General features: G+C 28.8%; 21 protein-coding genes, 1 tRNA gene and 1 riboswitch. Of the genes, 19 read left to right on the top strand and 3 right to left on the bottom strand.

The genetic code is table 11. The features are described from left to right. The 3 genes from putP to cdd all read left to right on the top strand — a co-directional run bounded on the left by putP (nucleotide 1) and on the right by cdd (nucleotide 2,862). Entirely contained in the window at nucleotides 1–1,413 is a 1,413-nt protein-coding gene (gene putP / locus J4863_RS05365) for a sodium/proline symporter PutP (protein WP_211617772.1), read from the top strand. 189 nt (nucleotides 1,414–1,602) lie between these two features. After that, nucleotides 1,603–2,313, top strand: coding sequence for a purine-nucleoside phosphorylase (gene deoD, locus J4863_RS05360; RefSeq protein ID WP_211617771.1), 711 nt, complete (start codon nucleotides 1,603–1,605; stop codon nucleotides 2,311–2,313). Between the two features lie 132 nt (nucleotides 2,314–2,445). After that, nucleotides 2,446–2,862, top strand: a complete 417-nt coding sequence (cdd, locus tag J4863_RS05355; RefSeq protein ID WP_211617770.1) for a cytidine deaminase — start codon at nucleotides 2,446–2,448, stop codon at nucleotides 2,860–2,862. Nucleotides 2,863–3,092: 230 nt separating this feature from the next. Here cdd and J4863_RS05350 read toward each other — a convergent pair whose 3' ends face one another. Genes J4863_RS05350 through mgtE (J4863_RS05340) form a run of 3 tightly spaced genes read right to left on the bottom strand, consistent with a single transcriptional unit; the run spans nucleotide 3,093 to nucleotide 6,753 of the window. Then, nucleotides 3,093–3,980: an ATP-binding protein gene (locus J4863_RS05350; protein WP_211617769.1), complete on the bottom strand. Its 888-nt coding sequence runs from the start codon at nucleotides 3,978–3,980 to the stop codon at nucleotides 3,093–3,095. A gap of 25 nt (nucleotides 3,981–4,005) precedes the next feature. Further along, the gene (gene mgtE / locus J4863_RS05345) at nucleotides 4,006–5,346 is read right to left on the bottom strand and encodes a magnesium transporter (RefSeq protein ID WP_211617768.1); all 1,341 of its coding nucleotides are present in this window, start codon (nucleotides 5,344–5,346) and stop codon (nucleotides 4,006–4,008) included. 60 nt (nucleotides 5,347–5,406) lie between these two features. Continuing rightward, the gene (mgtE, locus tag J4863_RS05340) at nucleotides 5,407–6,753 is read right to left on the bottom strand and encodes a magnesium transporter (protein WP_211617767.1); all 1,347 of its coding nucleotides are present in this window, start codon (nucleotides 6,751–6,753) and stop codon (nucleotides 5,407–5,409) included. Between the two features lie 395 nt (nucleotides 6,754–7,148). On the opposite strand from mgtE (J4863_RS05340), the gene J4863_RS05335 reads away from it, so the two are divergent. The 16 genes from J4863_RS05335 (at nucleotide 7,149) to J4863_RS05260 (ending at nucleotide 23,578) form a co-directional block, all read left to right on the top strand. Then, nucleotides 7,149–7,233 (top strand) — tRNA-Leu (locus J4863_RS05335). Between the two features lie 78 nt (nucleotides 7,234–7,311). Continuing rightward, a complete protein-coding gene (locus J4863_RS05330) occupies nucleotides 7,312–8,457 on the top strand; it encodes an amidohydrolase (RefSeq protein ID WP_211617766.1) in 1,146 nt (381 codons plus the stop codon). Nucleotides 8,458–8,899: 442 nt separating this feature from the next. Next, nucleotides 8,900–9,688 carry an amino acid ABC transporter substrate-binding protein gene (locus J4863_RS05325; RefSeq protein WP_211617765.1) on the top strand — a complete coding sequence of 263 codons (789 nt, stop codon included), beginning with the start codon at nucleotides 8,900–8,902 and terminating at the stop codon, nucleotides 9,686–9,688. A 65-nt stretch (nucleotides 9,689–9,753) separates the two neighbouring features. After that, the gene (locus J4863_RS05320; protein ID WP_211617764.1) at nucleotides 9,754–10,407 is read left to right on the top strand and encodes an amino acid ABC transporter permease; all 654 of its coding nucleotides are present in this window, start codon (nucleotides 9,754–9,756) and stop codon (nucleotides 10,405–10,407) included. A gap of 15 nt (nucleotides 10,408–10,422) precedes the next feature. Further along, nucleotides 10,423–11,142: an amino acid ABC transporter ATP-binding protein gene (locus tag J4863_RS05315; protein ID WP_211619324.1), complete on the top strand. Its 720-nt coding sequence runs from the start codon at nucleotides 10,423–10,425 to the stop codon at nucleotides 11,140–11,142. A 181-nt stretch (nucleotides 11,143–11,323) separates the two neighbouring features. Next, on the top strand, nucleotides 11,324–12,430 hold the full coding sequence (locus tag J4863_RS05310) for a methionine ABC transporter ATP-binding protein (RefSeq protein ID WP_211617763.1): 1,107 nt from the start codon (nucleotides 11,324–11,326) through the stop codon (nucleotides 12,428–12,430). 1 nt (nucleotide 12,431) lies between these two features. After that, a complete protein-coding gene (locus tag J4863_RS05305) occupies nucleotides 12,432–13,115 on the top strand; it encodes a methionine ABC transporter permease (protein ID WP_211617762.1) in 684 nt (227 codons plus the stop codon). Nucleotides 13,116–13,135: 20 nt separating this feature from the next. Continuing rightward, nucleotides 13,136–13,951, top strand: a complete 816-nt coding sequence (locus tag J4863_RS05300) for a MetQ/NlpA family ABC transporter substrate-binding protein (RefSeq protein ID WP_211617761.1) — start codon at nucleotides 13,136–13,138, stop codon at nucleotides 13,949–13,951. 185 nt (nucleotides 13,952–14,136) lie between these two features. Beyond that, entirely contained in the window at nucleotides 14,137–14,955 is an 819-nt protein-coding gene (locus J4863_RS05295; RefSeq protein ID WP_211617760.1) for a MetQ/NlpA family ABC transporter substrate-binding protein, read from the top strand. 282 nt (nucleotides 14,956–15,237) lie between these two features. Next, nucleotides 15,238–16,167 carry a homoserine O-succinyltransferase gene (metA, locus tag J4863_RS05290; RefSeq protein WP_211617759.1) on the top strand — a complete coding sequence of 310 codons (930 nt, stop codon included), beginning with the start codon at nucleotides 15,238–15,240 and terminating at the stop codon, nucleotides 16,165–16,167. A gap of 18 nt (nucleotides 16,168–16,185) precedes the next feature. Continuing rightward, complete coding sequence (locus J4863_RS05285; RefSeq protein ID WP_211617758.1) at nucleotides 16,186–17,052, top strand: mechanosensitive ion channel family protein; 867 nt, start codon at nucleotides 16,186–16,188, stop codon at nucleotides 17,050–17,052. A 72-nt stretch (nucleotides 17,053–17,124) separates the two neighbouring features. Beyond that, a complete protein-coding gene (locus J4863_RS05280) occupies nucleotides 17,125–17,730 on the top strand; it encodes an MBL fold metallo-hydrolase (protein ID WP_211617757.1) in 606 nt (201 codons plus the stop codon). A gap of 33 nt (nucleotides 17,731–17,763) precedes the next feature. Next, nucleotides 17,764–18,201 carry a D-aminoacyl-tRNA deacylase gene (gene dtd / locus J4863_RS05275; RefSeq protein ID WP_211617756.1) on the top strand — a complete coding sequence of 146 codons (438 nt, stop codon included), beginning with the start codon at nucleotides 17,764–17,766 and terminating at the stop codon, nucleotides 18,199–18,201. Between the two features lie 23 nt (nucleotides 18,202–18,224). Beyond that, a complete protein-coding gene (locus tag J4863_RS05270) occupies nucleotides 18,225–19,028 on the top strand; it encodes an NlpC/P60 family protein (RefSeq protein ID WP_211617755.1) in 804 nt (267 codons plus the stop codon). Between the two features lie 153 nt (nucleotides 19,029–19,181). Next, nucleotides 19,182–19,279: riboswitch (purine riboswitch) on the top strand. A 196-nt stretch (nucleotides 19,280–19,475) separates the two neighbouring features. After that, nucleotides 19,476–19,658: a hypothetical protein gene (locus J4863_RS05265; protein WP_211617754.1), complete on the top strand. Its 183-nt coding sequence runs from the start codon at nucleotides 19,476–19,478 to the stop codon at nucleotides 19,656–19,658. 101 nt (nucleotides 19,659–19,759) lie between these two features. Beyond that, nucleotides 19,760–23,578: a phosphoribosylformylglycinamidine synthase gene (locus J4863_RS05260; RefSeq protein ID WP_211617753.1), complete on the top strand. Its 3,819-nt coding sequence runs from the start codon at nucleotides 19,760–19,762 to the stop codon at nucleotides 23,576–23,578. Nucleotides 23,579–23,588: the final 10 nt, after the last annotated feature.

Genomic DNA, 23,588 nt, shown 5'->3' with positions numbered 1-23,588 from the left:
ATGACAACAGGTGGAATAGAAACTTTTATAACATTTGGAATATATTTACTATTTTTAATGGCGATAGGAGTATATTTTTATGTGAAAACGGATACTCATGAGGAATATATTTTAGGTGGAAGAGGTGTAGGTTACTGGGTAACAGCAATGTCAGCTCAAGCAAGTGATATGAGTGGATGGTTATTGCTAGGATTGCCAGGAGCCGTTTACTTATCAGGATTAAAGCAAGTCTGGGTTATAATAGGATTAATAATAGGAACTTATATAAATTGGAAAATAGTAGCACCAAGATTGAGAATGCAGACAGAAGAGCATGAAGCATTGACAATTCCAACATTTATATCAAAAAAATCAAATGATACGAAAGGTTACGTAAAAACTTTTTCAGCGATTGTAATTTTATTTTTCTTTACAATTTACTCGGCATCAGGATTGGTTTCAAATGGGAAGTTATTTGAATCGTTATTGGGAATTGATTATAAATTAGGAGTATTAGTAGGTGGAGGAACCATAATATTTTATACGTTTTTAGGTGGATATTTGGCAGGAGTTTGGACGGATTTCTTTCAAGGAATATTGATGTTTTTTGCAATTATAATTGTTCCAGTTACAGCATATTTTGTAGTTGGAGGAAGTAGTGCTATTGATGTTGCAATGACTCAAAAGCATATTTCACTTAACTTGTTGAAATATCCAGAAGCACTTAGCATGCCGGTAATTATTTCTGGATTAGGTTGGGGTCTTGGATATTTTGGACAGCCACATATAATTGTAAAGTTTATGAGTATAAAAAGTGTAAATGAACTTTGGAAAGCTAGATTAATCGCGATGGTATGGGTTATAATTTCATTGGTTTGTTCTATTGCAATTGGTATTACAGGAATTGCTCTTTTCAAAAATGTTCAAGATCCAGAAAAAATCTTCATTTACATGATAGGAAAATTATTCAATCCTTGGTTAGCAGGTATTTTATACGCAGCAATTTTATCAGCAATAATGTCAACAATTTCAGCACAATTGCTAGTTGCGTCGAATACCTTGACTGAAGATTTTTATAAATATATCGTTAAAAGAGAAAAAACGAATAAAGAACTTATTTGGGTTGGAAGAATTTGTATTATAATTATTTTTATAATCGCAACATCGTTATCAATGAATCCCAATTCAGAAGTATTGTCGTTAGTTTCATATGCATGGGCAGGTTTTGGAGCTGTATTTTCTCCAGTAATTTTATTTATTTTGTACAAAAAAGAAATGAACTGGAAAAATATTTTGATTTCAATGATTGTCGCTACAATTACAGTAATTTTCTGGAATCAAAGCGGACTTGGTAAAAAAATTTATGAAATTGTACCAGGATTTTTAATAAATATAATTTGTTTATATATTTTGGAAAAATTTAATAAAAAATAGTTTTAAAATTGGAAGAAGTATGATAAAATTGATATAAAACTAGGAGTTATTATCTTGTAAAAAAGAAATAAGTTGATATTTAAAAGATAATTATCATAAATGATAAATTTTAAATGTTAATCATGATATTTTAAATTATTTTCATTATGAGAGGTTATAAATAAATAAAAAAATTTAGGAGGTAAGAAAATGGCGACACCGCATATAGGAGCAGAAAAAGGACAAATTGCAGAAACTATATTATTACCAGGAGATCCGTTAAGAGCAAAATATATTGCAGAAACTTTTTTGGAAGATGTAGTTCAATATAACAATGTAAGAGGAATGTTAGGATTTACAGGAACTTACAAAGGAAAAAGAATTTCAGTGCAAGGTACGGGAATGGGAATTCCTTCAATTGGTATTTACTCTCATGAATTAATTTCAGAATTTGGAGTAAAAAACTTAATTAGAATAGGTACTGCAGGTTCTTATCAAGAAGATTTAAAATTAAGAGATGTAGTTATAGCGATGTCAGCTTCAACAGATTCAGCAATTAACAAATTAAGATTCAATGGAGCCGATTATGCACCAACAGCAAATGCTGATATGGTATTTAAAGCATACGAAATTGCAAAAGAAAAAGGAATGAATGTAAAAGCTGGAAATGTATTTACAAGTGATACTTTTTATGGAGACGACCCTGAAGCATGGAAAAAATGGGCTAAATTCGGAGTTTTATGCGTAGAAATGGAAACAGCACAATTGTACACAACAGCTGCCAAATTAGGAGCAAAAGCTTTGACATTATTAACAATCAGTGATTCGTTCATTACTTCAGAAGTAACAACAGCTGAAGAAAGACAAACTACATTTAACGATATGATCGTAGTTGCTTTAGAAACAGCGATTTCATTGTAATTTTAAAATAAATTAATTTTTTAGAAAAGGTTGTTTAAAAAGTAAAAATATTTTTTAGATAGCCTTATTATTTTTGAAAAAATTAGATGTCGTAATTTTTAAAATTAGGCCCAATATGAAAGGAGAAAAATCATGACAAAACTAAATTTAACAGAGCAAGAAATATTAAATTATATTGATGAAGCGAATAAACTTTTAGAAAAAGCGTATGTTCCATATTCGAAATTTCCAGTAGCAGCATTATTGATAGACGATAACGGGAATGTTCATAAAGGTGTAAATGTTGAAAATGCGTCTTATGGATTAACAATTTGTGCTGAGAGAAATGTTATTCCAACAGCAATAACTCAAGGAATGAAGAAAATTAAATTTTTGGTTGTAACAGGTGGTACTCCAGAGCCAATAAGTCCATGTGGAGCGTGTAGACAGGTAATTTCAGAGTTTTCTGATGATGAAACAATCATAATTTTAGCGAATAAAGACAGAAAATATAATATTTGGTCGATTAATGATTTGTTGCCTTATTCATTTGGACCAAAACATTTATAAGAAAAATTTTATAAGATGCTATTGTAAAATTTTCTTATAATTCAGAAATTATGATAGAATTTCCGTAAAAGAATTTAAAAACAGGTGTACCATATAGTTAGGTTTCAAGTTTACACAAAATTCTGGACACTCTCTTATTCAAACTTTAATAATAAAAATATCTAAAATAAAATAAAAAAAATTGTGTAAATGTAATTATTTTTTCATACATTTACACAAATTTAAAATAATCAATAATTATCTAAAAAAGAATGTTTCCCTGCAGAATTTTTCCAACCAAGCACTTTTTCAATATTAACATTTTGAGTAGACTGGATAATCCGTTTTTTGATATCAGGATTATTTTTCACTAATTGTGCTACTAATTCCTTTGTTTCTCGTCTTTTACTAGAAGTTTTTTGTGCGGCAACAGTACATCCGCAATTCATTGGTAAAATTCCATTATTTCTAACCCATTTAATAATAGATTTTTCTTCCACATAAAATAAAGGTCTAATTAGTTCAATATCATAGTTATCAGATTTTAATTTTGGTAACATAGTTTCAAATTTTCCCATGTAAAACATGCTCATTAATGTAGTTTCCACAACATCATCAAAGTGATGACCAAGTGCCAATTTATTACATCCTAATTGAGTTGCTTTATTGTAAAGGCTTCCACGACGCATTTTTGCACACATGTAGCAAGGGTAATCTTTTGCAATTTTTTCTGCTACTTCAAAAATATTATCATCATAAATCTCGCAAGGAATGTTCAGATGTTTCAAATTATTTTTTAAATTTTGTAGGTTTATAGCGTTAAATCCAGGATTCATCGAGATAAACACAACTTCAAAATTTGTTTTACTAGCTCTTTTTAGCTCTTGAAAAAGTTTTGATAAAACTAAGCTATCTTTTCCTCCAGAAATTGCAACAGCTATCCTATCGCCATCTTTAACCATCTCAAATTCCTTCAACGCTCGAACAAAAGGTGACCACAATTCTGAACGATATTTCTTTTGAATGCTTCTCTCGATATCTTTTAATGGCTGAAGTGGAACTAGAGGTAAAACCGTTTCACAAACAGCACTTCCTAAACTTGTAGAAGCTATTGTTTCATTATTTTTTAAAATTTCCATTATATTCTCCCTTTTTCTTTTTTAATTAAAGTTTCAAAATTGTAGTTGCAAAACTAAAATAAATAACCAGTGTTACAGCATCTGAAATTGTTGTTATCAAAGGTGTTGCCATAACAGCAGGATCTGCTTTTACGATTTTTGCTAAAAGTGGAAGTAAAGCTCCAACTATTTTTGAAATAATGATCGTAAATACAAGTGTTATTGAAACAGTAAAAGCAACTGGAATATTAATTTTTTCAATCATAATTAATCTCAGAAAATTCAGTAATGCTAATACAATTGAAACAATAATACCAATTGAAAATTCTTTCTTTAATACTTTAAAAGCATTTTTAGGCGAAATTTCACCTAATGCTAAAGCACGAATTACTACAGTTGATGATTGTGAACCAACATTTCCTCCAGTGGACATTAACATTGGAATGAAGGCAGTTAAAATTATTGATCGAGCGAGTACACTTTCGTAGCCTTGAATAATGTTTCCAGAAATTGTATCAGAAATCATAAGTACTGCAAGCCACCCAATTCTCTGTTTTGCCATAGTAAAAATATTTGTTTTCAAGTAAGAATCATCAGTTGGAGAAGTAATCCCAGCTATTTTATGGAAATCTTCTGTAATTTCTTGATCTACAACTTCCAATACATCATCAACTGTAATTATCCCCAAAAGTTTATTTTCATGGTCCACAACAGGCATAACAATCAAATCATATTTTTTAAATAAGTCGGCTACAATTTCTTGATCATCATTTGTATTAGCACTTATGAAATTCGTACTCATAATATCACTAACAAGCGTACTATCCTTTTTTGCAATAAGTTCTCGAAGCAAAAGTACACCTTCAAGTTTTCCACTTTCATTCGTAACATAACAAGTATATATATTTTCTTTATCTTTTCCAGTTTTTCTAATTTCTTCAATTGCTTCTGAAACTTTCATATTTTTTCTTAAATCAACATATTCAGTCGTCATAATACTTCCTGCTGAATTATCAGGATATTTTAACAACTGATTTATCAAATGTCGATCTTTTTTATCAGTATTTTTCAATATTTTTTTTACAATATCAAAAGGCATTTCCTCAATGATATCAACAATATCATCAAAATACAATTCATCAAAAAGTTCACGAGTTTCGATATCTGTAGAAGCGTGTATAATTATTTCTTGGTGATCAGAATCCAAATACGAAAACACGTCTGCAGCCTTATCTTTTTTCAGAAGTCTAAAAATCATTATTACAATTTCAGGTACTTCAAACTGATTTATCACATCAGAAATTTCTACTACATTTAATTCATTTAATTGATTTTTTATTTCAAAAAATTTTTTCTCTTTTAAAAGAGACACGATTAGTTTTTTCATTTTTCATCCTCCTTTTATTTCTGTAATTTGTCTAAATTTATTCGATAATTGATTATAAATTTACTTTATAATATTACTTAAAAAAATAGTTGCAAATTTAAAGTAAATTGTAAGTGTTAAAGCATCTAAAATCGTTGTTATTAACGGACCAGCCATAATAGCGGGATCCATTTTTAAAGATTTTGCAACGACAGGTAAAAATGCACCAATTATCTTGGAAATCATAACTACAAAAATAAGAGTGACTGAAACGACTAAAGCCACATTTAAAGGCGTTCTCGTCATAGTTATAAGTCGCAAATAATTAATAGCAGCTAGTACAACTGCCACAATAAACGAGATACAAAATTCTTTTCTTAATATTTTAAATGTATCTTTAGGCTTTACTTCACCTAGAGCTAAGGCACGGACTACAATTGTAGATGATTGAGCACCAGCATTTCCCCCAGTATCCATAAGCATTGGGATAAATGAAGATAAAATAACGACAGATTGAAGGACACTTTCATAATTTTTTATAATTCTCCCAGTAAATGTCGCAGAAATCATAAGAATAATTAGCCAACTAATTCGTTGACGTGCCATTTTGAAAGCACTTGTTTTCAAATAAGATTCTTCCACAGGAGAAATTCCAGCCATTCTATGAAAATCTTCTGTAGCTTCTTGTTCCACAACGTCCATTACATCATCAATTGTAATTATCCCTAAAAGTCTACCTTCCACATCAGTAACTGGAAGCACAATTAAATCATATTTTTTGATAATTTCAGCAACTTCTTCTTGATCGTCATTTGTATGAACACTCACAAAATTACGATTCATAAGATTTTCAAGAATAACATCATCGTCACTTGTAATTAATTCTTTTAAAGAAATTACGCCTTCTAGTTTTCTATCTTTGCTAATTACGTAACAAGTATAGACATTTTCAGTATCCTCAATAGTTTCTCTAATTTTAGAAAGTGCCTGTGATACATTCATATCCTTTTTCAAGTCCATATATTCAGTCGTCATAATACTTCCTGCCGAATTATCAGGATATTTCAATAACTGATTTATCAAATGTCTGTCCTTTGTATCAGTATTTTTCAATATTTTTTTTACAACATTTGCTGGCATTTCTTCAATAATATCAACAATGTCATCAAAATAAAGTTCATCAAAAATATTTTTAGTTTCCACGTCAGTCATAGTATTAATAATCATTTCTTGATGTTCTGTATCCAAATACGAAAAAACATCCGCTGCTCTATTTTTAGAAAGTAATCTAAAAATCATTATAAGTTCTGAGGATTCAAATTGGTTTAAAAGTTCTGAAACCTCTATTGTATTTAAATCATTCAAATATTTTCTAATTTCAAAGTATTTTTTTTCATTTATAAGTGTTTGAATAGTATTGTTTTTCATTGTTATCTCCTTTCTTTTTTTGTTTTTACACCAAAGAATAAGAAGAATAACATTACGAAGAGATTCCCCTTATTCGATATATTTTTGGCTTAATTTTTTCATAAAATTCTCTATTTTTACCAAATAATTCATCGAATTTCTTGACAAATTATCTGGCACGCTACTCGGGACTTCCTCGTTCAAAACATCCACCTCCAAAAATGATTTGTACATAACTATATTTTATGCCAATAAAATTCTACCAAAGAAACTACCTAATGTCAATGAATATAAAAATTATATTTCTCAAATTTAAAAAAATAGTTCACAAACGATGAAAAATGTTGTAAAATAATGATGTAAAATTTTATTTTGAAAATAAAACAACTTAAGAGTTTTTATATAGAAACTAAAAAGCGAGTGTGGTGGAATGGTAGACACGCTATCTTGAGGGGGTAGTGGTTTAGAGCCGTACGGGTTCAAGTCCCGTCACTCGCACCATTATTTATCATTTAGATACTCTGTTCAACATTTCGATTATTTAAATAAATTAGAAACCATAAAAAAGGAAGTGAAAATATGATTGAGATAGAAAAAGAATTTTTAAAAAAACTTATTGATGATAGACATTTTTTGCATATGAATCCAGAATTGTCAGGAGAAGAATTTGCAACAGCAGAATTTATAAAAGAAAAATTGCAAGAGCATAATATAAAAATTATTGAAACAAATTTAAAAAATGGAGTAGTAGCGGAAATTGGGCAAGGAGATAAAGTTGTGGCTTTGAGAGCGGATATTGATGCTTTGCCGATTGAAGAAGAAAGTGGAGTGGCTTATCATTCGAAGGTAAAAGGGAAAATGCACGCTTGTGGGCATGATTTTCATACAATTTCTTTGATTGGAGCAGCAATTTTATTGAAGGAAAATGAAGATGAATTAAAAGGGAGAGTCAGATTAATTTTTCAGCCTGAAGAAGAAATTAATTCGGGTGCTGTAAAAATGATAGAAGAAAATGTGCTAGAAGGTGTTTCGTGTATAATTGGTTTTCATAATAAGCCAGATATTCCAGTAGGTTTTATTGGAATTAAGGAAGGTCCGCTTATGGCAGGAGTTGAGCAATTTGAAGTGGAAATAAGAGGAGTTGGGACTCATGCAGCAGCACCACATAATGGAAATGACCCAATTGTTACAGCAAGCCAAATAATAACAGGATTGCAGTCAATTGTAAGTCGTCACATTTCGCCACTTGAAACAGCAGTTGTAAGTGTTACAAAAATTGAGGCAGGAAAAACTTGGAATATAATTCCTGATAGAGTAAAATTGGAAGGAACTATTCGTACTTTTTCTGAAAAGGTGAGAGAAGAGACAAAAAAATTGTTTGAGCAAATTATAAAAAATTATTCTGCAGCAGTTAATCAGGAAGCTGAAATAAAATGGATTTCAGATGGTTCGCCAGTTGATAATAACGAAAAAATGGCTGAAATTTTAAAAAAAGAAATATCAAAATTTGCTAAAGTTATTGAGCCGGAAATAATGATGGGTGGAGATGATTTTGCTAGATATCAAGAGAAAGTGCCAGGATTATACGCATTCATAGGAACAGGATGTCCATATGAGTGGCATCATCCAAGTTTTCTTATAGATGATAAAGCATTGCCATATGCGATAAACTATTTTATAACAGGAGCAAAAGCTATGTTGGAAACAAACGAAAAATTGAAATAGATTGTTTTTTACAAGTAGGAAAAATTCTTGTTTTGTAGTAATAATCTGATAACATATTTATGTTATAAATGAAAGACTATATATTTTATATATTTCAATGTGTTGACTTTTTTCGAAATATAAATTATAATTGTTACATAAAGATAAATTATAAAAATAAATTTTAGGAGGAAAAGAAATGAAAAGATTTAACGGATTAATGTGCTATCACCATCATCATATGACTTTTGTAAGTTTGTATTAATACTTGTGTAAATGAGGTGCAAGCTTACGTTTAAATTGTAAGAAATTGTGCCTGTGGTAGCTGGTTAAATCTTTTTATTTGATATAGATAAAGAAAGAAGCTCTCAGGATTGAAAAATGGGAGCTTTTTTATTTTAACTTTCTAAAATGAAAAATTTATAACTTTAAAAAATGTCTTAAAATAGTGGAGGTAGAAACAATGAAAAAATTAGTAATGTTAGTGATGTTGGCGCTGTCCGTAATGATGTGTAGCGTTCAAAAAGAAGAGAAAAATGATAGCAAAGCAGCAGAAGGTCAACTTCCTAAAAAAGTTGTAATTGGATTAGATGATACATTTGCACCGATGGGATTCAAAAATGAAAAAGGTGAACTTGTAGGATTTGATATAGACTTAGCTAGATATGTGACGAAAAAATTAAATATGGAAGTAGAATTCAAACCAATAAACTGGGATTCAAAAATAATGGACTTGAACAGTGGAAATATTGATTTAATTTGGAATGGATTGACAATTACACCAGAAAGAGCTCAACAAACTGAAATGTCAAAACCTTATCTTGCTAATAGCCAAGTAATTATAACAAGAGTAGATTCAAATATTAAATCGAAAGCAGATTTAAAAGGAAAAGTAGTTGGAGTGCAAACTCAAAGTAGTGGAGAAGAAAAAGTTAAAAAACTTGGAGAAGATAAAGCGTTTAAAGAATTTAAAGGATATGCACAATATGATCAAGCGTTTTTGGATTTAGATGCTAAAAGAATTGATGCAATTGTAATTGATGAAGCATTTGCTAGATATATTAAAAAAATTAAAGAAGATCAAAGTAAAAAGCCATTATATGTGATCCTGGATGAAAATTATGGTAAAGAAGAAATGGCGGTGGCTGCGAAAAAAGGAAATAAAGTATTGATTGATGCTATAAATAAAGGTATTGATGAAGCAAAAGCCTCTGGAGAATATAATAAAATATCTTCAAAATGGTTTAAATAATAAATAATTGAAAATTTGTTAGAAATAAAGTAAAATAGAAGGATAGTAGGAAGGAAATTAAAAATATGTCATCGTATCAAATATTTATAGAATTATTAAAAACATTACCAAATATAATTGTTTTGTATATTTTAACAGTGTTATTTTCAGTGCCATTAGGGATTTTAGGAGCATTAGCTTATACAGGGAAAAATAAAATTATTCAAGTGTTAGTGTCAATTTATACTTGGGTTTTTAGAGGGACACCGTTAATGTTGCAGTTATTTATTATCTATTATGGGTTGCCGTTTGTACCTATTGCTGGATATAAAATTACGCTAGAACCATATGTTGCTGCTACGATTACATTTGTAATAAATTATACAGCGTACTTGGTTGAAATTATTAGAGGTGGATTTGAGAGTATTGATAAAGGTCAGCATGAAGCTGCAAAAGTTTTAGGATATAGTTATTGGCAAAAAACATTTTATATTATTTTGCCACAAGCAATTAGACGTGTGTTGCCGACTTTAGGAAATGAAGCAATCAGTTTGATAAAAGATACATCGTTAGTATATGTTTTGGCGGTTACAGAAGTTATGAAGAGAACAAAGGAATTGGCAAATACATATTATAATGTAAAACCGTATGTTTGTGCAATTATTATATATTTAATATTAAGCTTTTGTATAGATAGAATCTTTAAAAATTTAGAAAAAAGAAATAAAGTAAGACTTTAGGAGAAATCAATGAAAATAATAGAAGTAAAAAATTTAAAAAAACAATTTGGGAAAAATGTAGTTCTTGATAATATTAATCTAGAAATAAAAAAAGGAGAGGTTGTTTCATTGATAGGGCCTTCTGGAAGTGGAAAATCTACGATACTAAGAAGTATAATTGATTTAGAAACAATTACAAGTGGTGATATCTTAATTGAAGGAAATAACTTAAAAGATAAGAAAATAAAAAAAGAAATGTTACTAAAAACAGGAATGGTATTCCAAACATTTAATTTATTTCCGCATATGTCAGTGAGAAATAATATAGTTAAAACTTTGGAATTAGTTAAAAAGATGGATAAAAAGGAAGCGAATAAAATTGCTGAAGAAACTTTGGAAGTTGTAGGATTGATTGATAAAATTGATAATTTTCCGAGCGAATTATCAGGAGGGCAAAAACAAAGAGTGGCAATAGCTAGAGCGCTGTCGCTTCGACCAGATATTTTGTTGTTTGATGAGCCAACTTCGGCGTTGGATCCTGAATTAGTAAAAGAAGTTCTAGATATAATAAGAAAATTAAAGAATGATAAGATAACAATGTTAATAGTCAGTCACGAAATGAATTTTGTAAAAGAAATATCAGATAAAGTGGTAGTATTGGAAAAAGGAGAAATTTTAGAAAAGGGAGATTCAAAAAAAATATTTGAAAATCCTGATTCGCAAAGGGTGAAAAAGTTTTTAAATACAATTTATTAAGGTAGAATTTGTTCGGTAATTAAAAAATACTAGAAATAAAAAATTGTGTTTTAGTTATTTGGTTATCGAACAAATCTGGTATGTTTAAAATTAGAAAATTAAATTAAATGATAATAGATATTAAAATTTTTTGAAATATTCAAAAAAATAATAAAAATAATTTGAGAGTAGTAGGTGGAAAATGAGTGAAAAATTAATTACTATAAAAAATTTGAATAAAAGATATAATATAGGAACTGATAGAGAAATAGTTGCTGTAGATAATATTAATTTAGAGATAGATAAAGGCGATATTTACGGTATTATGGGACTTAGTGGAGCTGGAAAATCAACTTTGATTAGGTTATTGAATAGATTGGAAGAGCCTACATCTGGAGAGATTTTTGTAAGACATCAAATAGTTCCTAAAAAAAATAAGAATAAGAAAAATAAAGAGAATGAAAATATAACTGAAAAAACATTTGAAAATAAAAATATTTTGGAATTTAAGCCAGTTCAATTGAGACAGTATAGAAAGAAAACTGGAATGATCTTCCAGCATTTTAATTTGTTAAATTCAAGAGATGTTGCTGGAAATGTTGCGTTTCCTTTGGAAATCTCTGGGTGGAAGAAAAAGGATATTGCTAAAAGAGTTGATGAATTATTGGAAATAGTAGGACTTTTAGATAAGAAAAATAGTTATCCAGAACAGTTGTCAGGAGGGCAAAAACAGAGAGTGGCAATAGCTAGAGCGTTGGCAAATAATCCTCAAATTCTTTTGTCGGATGAGGCAACAAGTGCGCTAGATCCGAGAACTACAAATTCGATTTTAGAATTATTGAAAGATATTAACAAAAAATTTGGGATAACGATTATTTTGATTACGCATCAAATGGAAGTTATTAGAAAAGTATGTAATAAGGCTACAATAATGTCTGAAGGAAAAATTATTGAAGAGGGAGAAACAAAAGAAATATTCTTGAATCCTAAATCAGATTTAGCAAAAGAATTCGTTGCGAATATTCCGCATGATGAGTTTAGAAGTGATGAAGAGCTTCTTAAGAGAAGTAAAAATACTGAAACATTGGCATTAAAATTGAAGTTAACAGAAGACCAAGTTAATAGAGCGTTTGTAACAGAAATTATTAAGAAATTTGATGTTGAAATAAATATTTTAGGTGGATTTATTGATAAAGTAAGCAATATTATAGTTGGAAATTTATTGATTGAGATTATGACAAATAAAGAAATAGGGGAAGAAATTTTAGCATGGTTAAAAGAAAATAAAGTAGAATTGGAGGTTTTATAGTATGAGATTTGATTGGATAAAGTTTTTACATTTTGAGAATATGCTGATTCCTTTGTGGGAAACGGTTTACATGGTACTAATTGCAACAGTAGTTTCATTGATAATTGGGTTGCCGATTGGGATATTGCTAGTTACGTCGGAAGCTAAAGGGATTAAGCCAAATAAAACATTGCACAAAATATTAGATGTGATTTTAGTAAATATTACAAGATCTATTCCATTTGTAATTTTAATGGTTTTATTGATTCCGTTATCTAGAAAAGTTGTTGGACAGTCTTATGGAAGCATAGCGTTTATTATACCACTTTCACTAGGAGCTGCGCCATTTGTAGCAAGAATAATTGAAGGTGCATTAAAAGAAGTTAATCCAGGATTAATAGAAGCTTCTAAATCAATGGGAGCGACAACAGGTCAAATGATATTTAAAGTGATGCTTCCAGAAGCATTGCCGTCATTAATTCATGGGTTGACATTGACTATTATTAGCTTGATTGGTTATTCAGCAATGGCAGGAGCTATCGGAGGAGGAGGTCTTGGAAATTCAGCAGTAATTGATGGATATCAAAGATCAAATCCTGAAATAATGTGGCAGGCGACAATAGTAATAATCATATTAGTTCAAATTGTTCAATTTATTGGAGATTTATTAGTAAAAACAATAACAAATAAGAGAACAAGAGCATAAAATTTAGAGGAGGTACAAGAATGAAAAAATTGTTATTAGGATTGGCAGTATCATTATGTTTACTGTCTTGTGGTAAAACTGATAATAAATCAGCTGAAGCAGGAAAAAATGGTAAAGTTGAGAAATTAAAAGTGGCAGCAACACCGATTCCAGCTGGTGAATTATTGAAATTAGTAAAGGATGATTTGTTAAAAGAAGGGGTGGACATGGAAATTGTTGAATTTAATGATTATGTTCAGCCAGATAAAGCATTGCAGGATAAAAGCGTTGATGCAAATTTATTCCAGCACAAACCTTACATGGAAAATTTTGGAAAGAAAAATGGGTTTGAGATGACAGCAGTAGGATCTTTATATTTGCCAACATTATCTATGTATTCAGATAAAGTTAAAAGTGTAGATGAATTGAAAAATGGAGCTACAATAATTGTTCCAAATGATCCTACAAATTTAGCTAGAGCACTATTAATTATGGATAAAAAAGGAATTATAAAAGTTAAAAATAATAAGGATTTTGGTACTAAATTAACTGATATTGTTGAAAATAAGAAAAATTTAAAATTTGTGGAAATGTCAGCTGATCAAATTGCACCAAGATATAAAGAAGTAGATGCAGCATTTATAAATAGTAGCTTTGCGTTAGATGCTGGATTAAATCCAAAACAAAATGGAATTTTAAATGAAGATAAAGATTCGCCATATGCAAATGTGCTAGCAGTATTAAAAGGTAATGAAAATGATCCAAGAGTACAAAAATTGTATAAAGCGTTGCAAAGTGAAAAAGTGAAAAAATTTATACAAGAAAAATATAAAGATGTTATAATACCTACATTTTAAATGATCTCATATAAAATGTAGTAAAATATAGTTGAAAATTGTTATTTTTTGTAAATAACATTAGATTATATTTTGAGAAAATAATTTATATATAAAATATTTTTATAACCAAAATATAATGAAAATTAAAAAAATATTCGATATAATTAAAACATAAAAATAATAATTAAATTTAGGAGGAAAATATGAAAAAACTATTATTAGGATTAACAGCAGCGTTATTCTTTTTAGTATCTTGTGGAGCTAAAACAGATAATAACGCCTCAGCAAAAGCAGATTCAGGAGCAAAATTACAAAAATTAAAAGTTGGAGCATCACCAGTTCCACATGCAGAAATTTTGAAATTGGTAAAAGATGATTTGAAAAAAGAAGGAGTAGATTTGGAAATCGTTGAATTTACAGACTACATTCAACCAAATATAGCAGTTGGAGATAAAAGTATTGATGCAAACTTCTTTCAACATGTACCTTACATGGAAAACTTTGCTAAAGAAAAACATTTAGATTTAGTGTCAGTTGGAACAGTTCATATTGAACCAATAGCAGTTTATTCTAAAAAAATTAAAAATGTTAATGAATTAAAATCAGGAGATACTATTTTAATTCCAAATGATCCAACAAATGGTGCAAGAGCATTAATTTTATTGGATAAAGCAGGAGTTATTAAATTGAAAGATAATAAAAACTTAACAGCAACAACAAAAGATATCGTATCAAACCCTAAAAATATTAAATTTGTAGAATTATCAGCAGAACAAATTGCACCAAGATTAGGTGAAGTGGCAGCAGCTATTATCAACAATAACTTTGCATTAGATGCTAAATTGACATTGAAAAAAGATGCAATTTTAGTTGAAGATAAAGATTCACCATATGCAAATGTTGTTACTGTATTAAAAGGTAATGAAAATGACCCTAGAATACAAAAATTAATGAAAGCATTAAGAAGCTCTGAAAAAGTAAAACAATATATTGCTGAGAAAAACTTAATACCAGCATTTTAAGCTGAATAACCATATAATTATGATTGGATTATAAACAGATAAAAAACTGCTTTGTAAGTTTAGAAAATTAATCTTATGAAGCAGTTTTTATTTGTTTGGTATAAAAAATTACGAGTATAAAAAATATTTTTTATATTATTTTTGCTTTTTTTGTTAAACTTTATTTGAAAATATACCAAAATATTTTATAAATTTTTTATAAAAATATTGGAAAAAGTAAAAGTTTTATGGTATTATATTATGGATAAGTTTTAACAAAGAACGAAGAAAGGAGAATATGAAATGCCTATAAAAATACCAAATAACTTGCCGGCTGTAGATATTTTAGCTAAGGAGAATATTTTCGTAATGAAAGAAAGTAGAGCATTATCTCAAGATATTCGTCCTTTGAAATTTGTTATTGTAAACTTGATGCCGACAAAAATTGAGACGGAAACTCAATTGTTGAGATTGATAAGCAATACACCATTACAAATCGAAGTAACATTATTAAAAATGGATACTTATAAATCAAAAAATGTTTCAGAAGAACATATGGAAACTTTTTATAAAACTTTTGATGATATAAAAGATGAAAGATTTGATGGAATGATTATTACAGGAGCACCGATTGAAACACTTGATTTTGAAGACGTTATTTATTGGGAAGAAATAATGAAAATTATGGAATGGAGCAAAAAGCATGTGTTTTCTGTGTTACACATTTGTTGGGGAGCACAAGCGGGACTTTATTATCATTACGGAATCAAAAAATATCAGTTGAATAAGAAAATTTTTGGAATTTTTCCTATTAAATTAGAAGAAAAATATGAGAACAATGAATTGTTTAGAGGGTTTGATGAAATTTTTAATATGCCACACTCAAGACATACTAAGATAGAAGAAAACGATATTTTGAAGGAGCCTGAATTGGAAATTTTGGCTAAATCAGATGAAGCGGGAGTTAGTATCATTAGAAGTAAAGATAAAAGAAAAATTTTCTTAACAGGACATTTAGAATATGATCGATTTACTCTAGCAAAGGAATATGAAAGAGATGTAAGTCAAAATAAAAAAATAGATGTACCATTCAACTATTATCCAGAAGATGATCCTACTAAAAAGCCTATTTTTAATTGGAAAGCACATGCAAATCTTTTATTTGTAAACTGGATAAATCATTATGTATATCAAGAAACACCGTACAATTTAGAAGAGTTGGAAAATTTATAAAAATAGAAGGAGTAAAATTTGAAGGGATTTAAAGAGTTTTTAGAATGGGAAAATTTATCTCGTTTTTTAAAAGAGAATGCGTTTAAAATCGTAATAATGATTGTAATTTTTAAAATTGCAAAATATGCTAAAAAACATATAGATAAGGTAATAAGGATTATACTGGATAAATCACGAATTGATAAAAGTGTTGCTTCTTTTCTAATGTCACTTTATTCAATATTGTATTACATTGTATTAACTTATGTTTTAATTGATATACTTGGTATAAATACATCTTCGATAACAACGTTTTTCAGTGCAGCTGGAATTGTTTTAGGGATTGCATTTAAAGAAACTATTGGAAATTTTGGTGGTGGACTGATAATATTGACTTTTAAGCCATTTAAAGTTGGAGATATGATTGAGTATAATAATTATGTGGGAGAGGTTAAGAGTATAGAAATGTTTTATACTAAGATGAAAACCCCTCAAAATGAGCTTGTGATTATTCCAAATGGGATTATTACAAATACAGAGCTTAGAAATATGACTAATGAAAAAGTTAGAAGACTTGATATGATTATCGGAGTTTCGTATAATAGCGATATTAAAAAAGTAAAAGAAGTTTTAAATGATATTGTTAAAGAAAATATCTTTCGAAAAGATCAGAGATCAGTTGAAGGAAATAATGAGAAAGAACACTATATTTTACCAGTTCCAGAACCAACTATAGGAGTTGTAGAATTAGGGGAATCATCAGTTAATTTTAATATTTTTGTTTATACAAAAAGTGAGAATTATTTTAATTTGAAATTGAAATTAAATGAAGAGATAAAAATTCGATTTGATGCAGAAAATATAGAAATACCGTATCCACAAATGGATGTTCATATTAACAAGTAAGTTAAAGATCGAGAAATATGTAGTAAATAAAAATACAATTTATAGAAATAATCAAAGAGAAAGGAGAAAAAAATGGAGATTAAAACTTTTGTAAATCCTGAAGTTCAAAGTAATAGTTATGTGATAACTGTTAATGACGATACTTATGTTGTAGATCCTGGTGGTAATGATATGACAAATTTAATTGAATATTTGAAAGAAAAAAAATTAAATTTGAAAGCGATTTTGTTGACACATGGTCATTTTGATCATATTATTGGAATACCACAAATGTTGGAATATAAAAAAGTTCCAATTTATGTAAGTGAGAGAGGATATGATTTTTTGTATGATCCAGAATTGTCACTTTCTGTATGGATAGGACAAAAATTCGTATTGTCAGATGATGCAGAAGTTATTAAGGTAAAAGAAGGCGACAAAATTTTTAATTTTGAAATAATAGAAACGCCTGGACATAGTATTGGAGATATTTGTTATTTTGATAGTGATGAAAAAATCTTAATTTCTGGAGATACAATGTTTAGAGGGACATATGGTCGAACAGATTTACCAACTAGTAGTGAAATGTTTCTTTGGAAATCTTTAAGAAAATTATTGAAAATGGATGAGGATATAAAAGTTTATCCTGGACATGGTTTACCGACTACAATTGGTGAAGAAAGAAAAAATTATAGCTAGACCGTTTTATATAAAAAAATAAAGGAATTTAATATGAAAATAATACTACAAAGAGTAAATTCAGCAAAAATGTTTGTTAATGATAAATTTATGTCAGAAATAAAAAAAGGAATAGTTGCTTATATTGGAATTACTCATGAAGACGGTTTAAAAGAAATTGAGTATTGCATCGATAAATTAATTCATTTACGTATTTTTGATGACGAAAATGGAAAGTTAAATTTGTCGTTGGAAGATATTAATGGAGAACTTTTGGTAGTGAGTAATTTTACAATATATGGAAACACGAAAAAAGGGAGAAGACCGAGCTATACTAATTCGGCATCTGCTGAAAAAGCAAAAGAAGTTTATGATATATTTCTTTTAAAATTATCTGAAAAGGGAATAAATTATCAAACGGGTCAATTTCAGCAATATATGAGAATTATTTCTGAAAGTGACGGGCCTGTAAATTTAATAATAGAGACATAATATTGGAGAAGGGAGAGAAGAAATTGGCAAAGAAAACAGTTTTTACGACATTTTGTATGCTATTCGCAATTGGTTGTACGGGGGTGCAAACAAATAATAAATCAAATACATCAAATGATGAGGCAGCGAATTCACTTAGTAATGGTGATAATGATTATCATAATAAAAGTAGACATGATAAAACTTCACATTTAAAAAGAGGTAAATCAGAAGTTATGGAAATAGACTTAGGTGAAAGTTCTAATAGAAGAATTGAAGATATTAATAATGTTAGAAGAGAAGTAGAAGAAGATATTGATAATGAAAGGGTTATGAATATTTCAAGATTGGTTGATAAGACAATGCCTAATTCAGATTTAGTTATAAAAAAATTATCAGAAATTAAAGATGAGCAAGAAATGATTTTGAGTAGAGGAAATTCATCTCAAAAGAAACAAGTTGCTGTTCAAAATAGATTAATAAAGTCTTACAGACACTGGAAAGGGACTAAGTATGCTTTTGGTGGAGATTCAGCAGATGGAATAGATTGTTCAGCTTTCACTAGAAGAGTATACAGAGAGGCTTTCGATTATGAATTGCCAAGAAATACTGTAAGTCAAATAAAGGTTGGGACTCAAGTAAGCAGACAAAACTTAAAACCAGGAGATATTGTTTATTTCAAACCAGATGGTGGTGGAAATCATACAGCTGTTTATTTAGGAAATTCATTATTTTTAAACGCTTCAACATCAAAAGGAGTTGTAATTTCTACATTGGAAAATGTTTACTGGGGTAAAAATTTCAGATATGGTGTTAGAGTTAATAGAGCACAAGAGGCTATCTCGTAATGAGATAGTTTTTTTTATAAAAAATTGAGTTTTTATAGTTGTATTTTGAAAAATTATGAAAAACTTTTCATTTTCTATTGAAAAAATATGAAAAGTTTGTTATACTTTTTATAGCTAGAAAGATACTTCATGTTATTTAGTTTACTTAAATTAATTAAATGACAGACTTAAACTTATATATTCTTTGGATAAGGCAGAGAGTTTCTACAAGCAACCTGAAATTGCTAACTATAGGTGCAAGTAAAAAAATTTAATTTATTCCAAAAGTGTTAAAATATTATTTTTATGTTTGAAATAAAATTAAATGTTTCTTTAATATTCATGTATTGAGATTGAATTTTAAAATTTAAAAATTTTCAAGTTTGATCGAAATAAATGAAAAATTGAAAGGTTATTATTGCATTATAGGAAAACATTAAATTAAATTTTTATTTGGAGGGAAAAATCATGAAAAAATCAATGACAGTTAAAAAATTAGTTGTTGCATTTACCTTTAATGATGAGCAAATTGCGGGCTTGTCTACTTTGTCTTATACGATTAACAATTTAATCCAAAGAATTAAAGATTTTCAAAAAAATAATAATCAATATAATAGATATAAATCTAAGTGCTTAATTTTTTGTGCTTAGATTTTTTTTATTTTAATTGTGTTAAAAAATTAAAATATTGTTATTTTAGATTATTTTTTATCAAAATTAATTTACAATATCAAAAAATCAGGAGGAAGAAAATGAATTATAGAATCTTTGTTGAAAAGAAAGAAGATTTTAGAGTAGAAACTCAAAATTTAATGAGTGACTTGCAAGAAAATATTAAGTTAAGTTCACTTGAAGGAATAAGGGTTTTAAATATTTATGACATATTCAATTTAAGTGAAAGTGATTTAGAAAAACTAGAAAAAACTGTATTTTCTGAAGTAAATGTGGATAATGTGTATAAATCATTGGAAGATGTGTTTGATGCAGAAGAAAAAGGCAAAGAAAATGTGTATTTCTCTGTTGAGTTTTTGCCAGGTCAATATGACCAAAGAGCAGATTCTGCAATTCAATGTGTAAATTTATTAATTGACAAGGACAACAATATTAATGTAAAAAGTGGGAAATTAATAATTTTATACGGAAAAATTTCTTCTGAAGAATTAGAAAAAGTTAAAAAATATTATATAAACGATGTAGAAGCAAGAGAGAAAAATCTAGATATTTTATCTGAAAATGTAGAAACTGCAAATAAAGATAAAGTCATTGTTTATGATGGATTTACTCAAAAAACCGAAGAAGAAATTATTAAAATGAGAAATGATTTAGAATTAGCAATGACTGCAAAAGACTTGCTATTTATTCAAGAATATTTTAAAAATGAAGAAAAAAGAAATCCGACAGAAACTGAAATAAGAGTGCTTGATACTTACTGGTCTGATCACTGTAGACATACTACTTTTGAAACAATTATTGATGATATAAAAGTTGAGAATGAAGTTTATAGAGATTTATTTAATAAAGCAATAAATGAGTATGTTGAAAGTAGAAAATATGTTTATGAGGAAAGAGAAGCCAAAAGACCAATGACTTTAATGGATTTGGCAACTGTTTTTGGAAAAGAACAAAGAAAAAATGGATCGCTTCCAGATTTAGAAGTTTCTGATGAAATTAATGCTTGTTCGATTTACATTGATGTTCCTGTGGAAAGAATAAATGAAGACGGAAAAGTAGAAGTAACTGAAGAAAAATGGATTTTACAATTTAAAAATGAAACACATAATCACCCTACAGAAATTGAACCATTTGGAGGAGCTGCAACTTGTATAGGTGGAGCAATTAGAGATCCATTATCAGGAAGAACTTTTATTTATCAAGCAGTTAGAATAAGTGGAGCTGGGGATCCAACTGAAAGAATTGAAGATACAATAAAAGGTAAATTACCTCAAAAAGTTATTACAAAAACTGCTGCACATGGATTTTCATCTTATGGAAACCAAATTGGACTTGCAACAACTCATGTAAATGAAATTTATGATGAAGGTTATAAAGCGAAAAGAATGGAATTAGGACTTGTTGTAGGAGCTGCACCAGCTGAAAATATTATTCGTGAAAAACCTGAAGCGGGAGATATCGTAGTACTTTTAGGTGGAAGAACAGGAAGAGACGGAATTGGTGGAGCTACTGGTTCATCTAAAGAACATACTACAGAATCATCAGAAAAATCAAGTGCTGAAGTTCAAAAAGGGAATGCAGTTACTGAAAGAAAAATCCAAAGATTATTTAGAAATAAAAATGTTACGACATTGATTAAAAAATGTAATGATTTTGGTGCCGGAGGAGTTTCAGTTGCGATTGGAGAACTTGCAGACGGATTGGTAATTGACTTGAATGAAATTAGAGTTAAATATATTGGACTTACTGGAACTGAATTGGCGATTTCTGAATCACAAGAAAGAATGGCAGTTGTAATTAGAAAAGAAGATTTAGATAAATTTGTTGAATATGCGACTGAAGAAAACTTAGAGGCTTACAAAGTTGCTGAAATTAATGATTCTAACAGATTGGTTATGACTTACAATGGAGAAACAATCGTTGATATTTCGAGAGACTTCTTGAATACAAACGGAGCGTCTTCAAATATTAATATTAAAATTGAAAATTCTAATAAATTGGTGTTGGATAGAGAAATTGTTGGAAATACATTTAAAGAAAAATTTGTTAACAACTTGAAAGACTTGAATGTAACTTCTCAAAGAGGATTGGTTGAAACTTTTGATTCGACAATTGGAGCAAGTACAGTATTAATGCCGTTTGGTGGTAAATATCAATTAACACCAGCTGAAGTTTCTGTACAAAAAGTGTCAGTGATAAATGCTGAAACAGATGTTGCGTCAATGGTTGGATACGGATATAATCCTTACATTGCAAAACAAATTCCATTCCACGGAGGAGCTTATGCGGTAATTGAATCTTTGGCTAAAGTTGTGGCAGCTGGAGGAAATTACAAAAATGTAAGATTTACATTCCAAGAATATTTTGAAAGATTAGGAAATGATGCTAAAAAATGGGGAAGACCATTATCAGCGTTATTGGGAGCATTACATATTCAAAAAGAATTTGGATTGCCTTCAATTGGTGGAAAAGATTCGATGAGTGGAACATTTAATGATATTTCAGTTCCGCCAACATTAGTTTCGTTTGCTGTAAGTGTTGTAAATGCTGAAGATGTTGTTTCGAGTGAATTTAAAAAAGCGGGAAATAATGTTTACTTGATTACGACTAAATTAGATGAAAATGACTTGCCAGACTTGAAAGAATTAAAAGAAAACTTTGATTTCATCGAAAAAAATATTAAAGATAAGAAAATTGTTGCGTCAGTAGCTGTTAAAAACGGTGGAATTGCTGAAAGTATAGCAAAAATGACATTTGGTAATAAATTAGGTGTGAATGTAAATTTTGCTGAAAATGCAGAAAATGAATGGTTTAAAGTTAATTATGGAGCATTTATAATTGAAACTCCTGAAAAAATTGATTATAAAAATGCTACATTGTTAGGAAAAGTTACTGAAGAAGCAAAAATTGTTATAAATAATGATACAGTAATGGATTTAGATGAATTGATTGCTGAATGGGAAAAACCGCTTGAAAAAGTGTTCCCAACTAAAAAAGAAGTGGCAGAAGAACATAGAATTGCACATTGTAAAGGTGTTGAATACGAGAAACTTGAAAAAATTGAGCATGAAAATATAATTAGCAATATTTCAAATGCTTATGCGAAACCAAGAGTATTTATTCCAGTATTCCCTGGAACAAACTCAGAATATGACTTGGAAAGAGCATTTAATAGAGAAGGTGGACTTGCAAAAATTGGTGTATTTAATAACTTGTCACATAGCAATATTTTAAGTTCAATTGATAATTTTGTTAAAGAAATTAATAATTCGCAAATATTGATGTTGCCTGGTGGATTTAGTGCGGGAGATGAACCAGATGGATCGGCTAAATTTATGGTTGCTGTATTGAAGAATAAAAAAGTTAAAGAAGCAGTGGAAAATCTATTGAAGAGAGATGGATTAATTTTAGGAATTTGTAATGGATTCCAAGCGTTAATTAAATCAGGATTGTTACCTTATGGAAAAATTCGTGAATTAAATGAAACTTCGCCAACATTGACATTTAATACAATTGACAAACATATGTCGAAAATTGTGCAAACAAAAATTATTACAAATAATTCACCTTGGTTAGCTAATATGAAAGAAGGAGATATTCATTCAGTAGCGATTTCTCACGGAGAAGGAAGAATTGTTATTACAGAAGAAGAATATAAAAAATTATTTAAAAATAATCAAATTGCAACTAAATATGTTGATTTGGATGGAAACTCGACAATGGATTCACAATTTAATCCAAATGGTTCGTATTATGCGATTGAAGGAATGTTGGCATATAATGGTAGAATTTTTGGTAAAATGGGACATTCTGAAAGAAAAGGTAAAAATGTTTATAAAAATATTTATGGAGATAAAGAACAAAATATCTTTAGAAATGGAATTAAATTCTTTAAATAGAGAAAAGGAG

Origin of the sequence: Leptotrichia sp. oral taxon 221, assembly GCF_018128245.1 — a bacterium.
GTDB lineage: Bacteria > Fusobacteriota > Fusobacteriia > Fusobacteriales > Leptotrichiaceae > JABCPH02.
The sequence above is the reverse complement of the archived record's forward strand: the minus strand, read 5'-3'. Positions and strand labels throughout refer to the sequence as shown.

Excerpts from the sequence above, each read along its gene's own strand:
- dtd (WP_211617756.1), top strand. The coding sequence starts at position 17,764 with ATGAAAATAATACTACAAAGAGTAAATTCAGCAAAAATGTTTGTTAAT.
- deoD (WP_211617771.1), top strand. The coding sequence starts at position 1,603 with ATGGCGACACCGCATATAGGAGCAGAAAAAGGACAAATTGCAGAAACT.
- J4863_RS05310 (WP_211617763.1), top strand. The coding sequence starts at position 11,324 with ATGAGTGAAAAATTAATTACTATAAAAAATTTGAATAAAAGATATAAT.
- J4863_RS05295 (WP_211617760.1), top strand. The coding sequence starts at position 14,137 with ATGAAAAAACTATTATTAGGATTAACAGCAGCGTTATTCTTTTTAGTA.
- mgtE (WP_211617767.1), bottom strand. The coding sequence starts at position 6,753 with ATGAAAAACAATACTATTCAAACACTTATAAATGAAAAAAAATACTTT.
- cdd (WP_211617770.1), top strand. The coding sequence starts at position 2,446 with ATGACAAAACTAAATTTAACAGAGCAAGAAATATTAAATTATATTGAT.
- metA (WP_211617759.1), top strand. The coding sequence starts at position 15,238 with ATGCCTATAAAAATACCAAATAACTTGCCGGCTGTAGATATTTTAGCT.
- J4863_RS05305 (WP_211617762.1), top strand. The coding sequence starts at position 12,432 with ATGAGATTTGATTGGATAAAGTTTTTACATTTTGAGAATATGCTGATT.
- J4863_RS05350 (WP_211617769.1), bottom strand. The coding sequence starts at position 3,980 with ATGGAAATTTTAAAAAATAATGAAACAATAGCTTCTACAAGTTTAGGA.
- J4863_RS05300 (WP_211617761.1), top strand. The coding sequence starts at position 13,136 with ATGAAAAAATTGTTATTAGGATTGGCAGTATCATTATGTTTACTGTCT.
- J4863_RS05325 (WP_211617765.1), top strand. The coding sequence starts at position 8,900 with ATGAAAAAATTAGTAATGTTAGTGATGTTGGCGCTGTCCGTAATGATG.
- putP (WP_211617772.1), top strand. The coding sequence starts at position 1 with ATGACAACAGGTGGAATAGAAACTTTTATAACATTTGGAATATATTTA.
- J4863_RS05260 (WP_211617753.1), top strand. The coding sequence starts at position 19,760 with ATGAATTATAGAATCTTTGTTGAAAAGAAAGAAGATTTTAGAGTAGAA.
- J4863_RS05330 (WP_211617766.1), top strand. The coding sequence starts at position 7,312 with ATGATTGAGATAGAAAAAGAATTTTTAAAAAAACTTATTGATGATAGA.
- mgtE (WP_211617768.1), bottom strand. The coding sequence starts at position 5,346 with ATGAAAAAACTAATCGTGTCTCTTTTAAAAGAGAAAAAATTTTTTGAA.
- J4863_RS05320 (WP_211617764.1), top strand. The coding sequence starts at position 9,754 with ATGTCATCGTATCAAATATTTATAGAATTATTAAAAACATTACCAAAT.
- J4863_RS05265 (WP_211617754.1), top strand. The coding sequence starts at position 19,476 with ATGAAAAAATCAATGACAGTTAAAAAATTAGTTGTTGCATTTACCTTT.
- J4863_RS05280 (WP_211617757.1), top strand. The coding sequence starts at position 17,125 with ATGGAGATTAAAACTTTTGTAAATCCTGAAGTTCAAAGTAATAGTTAT.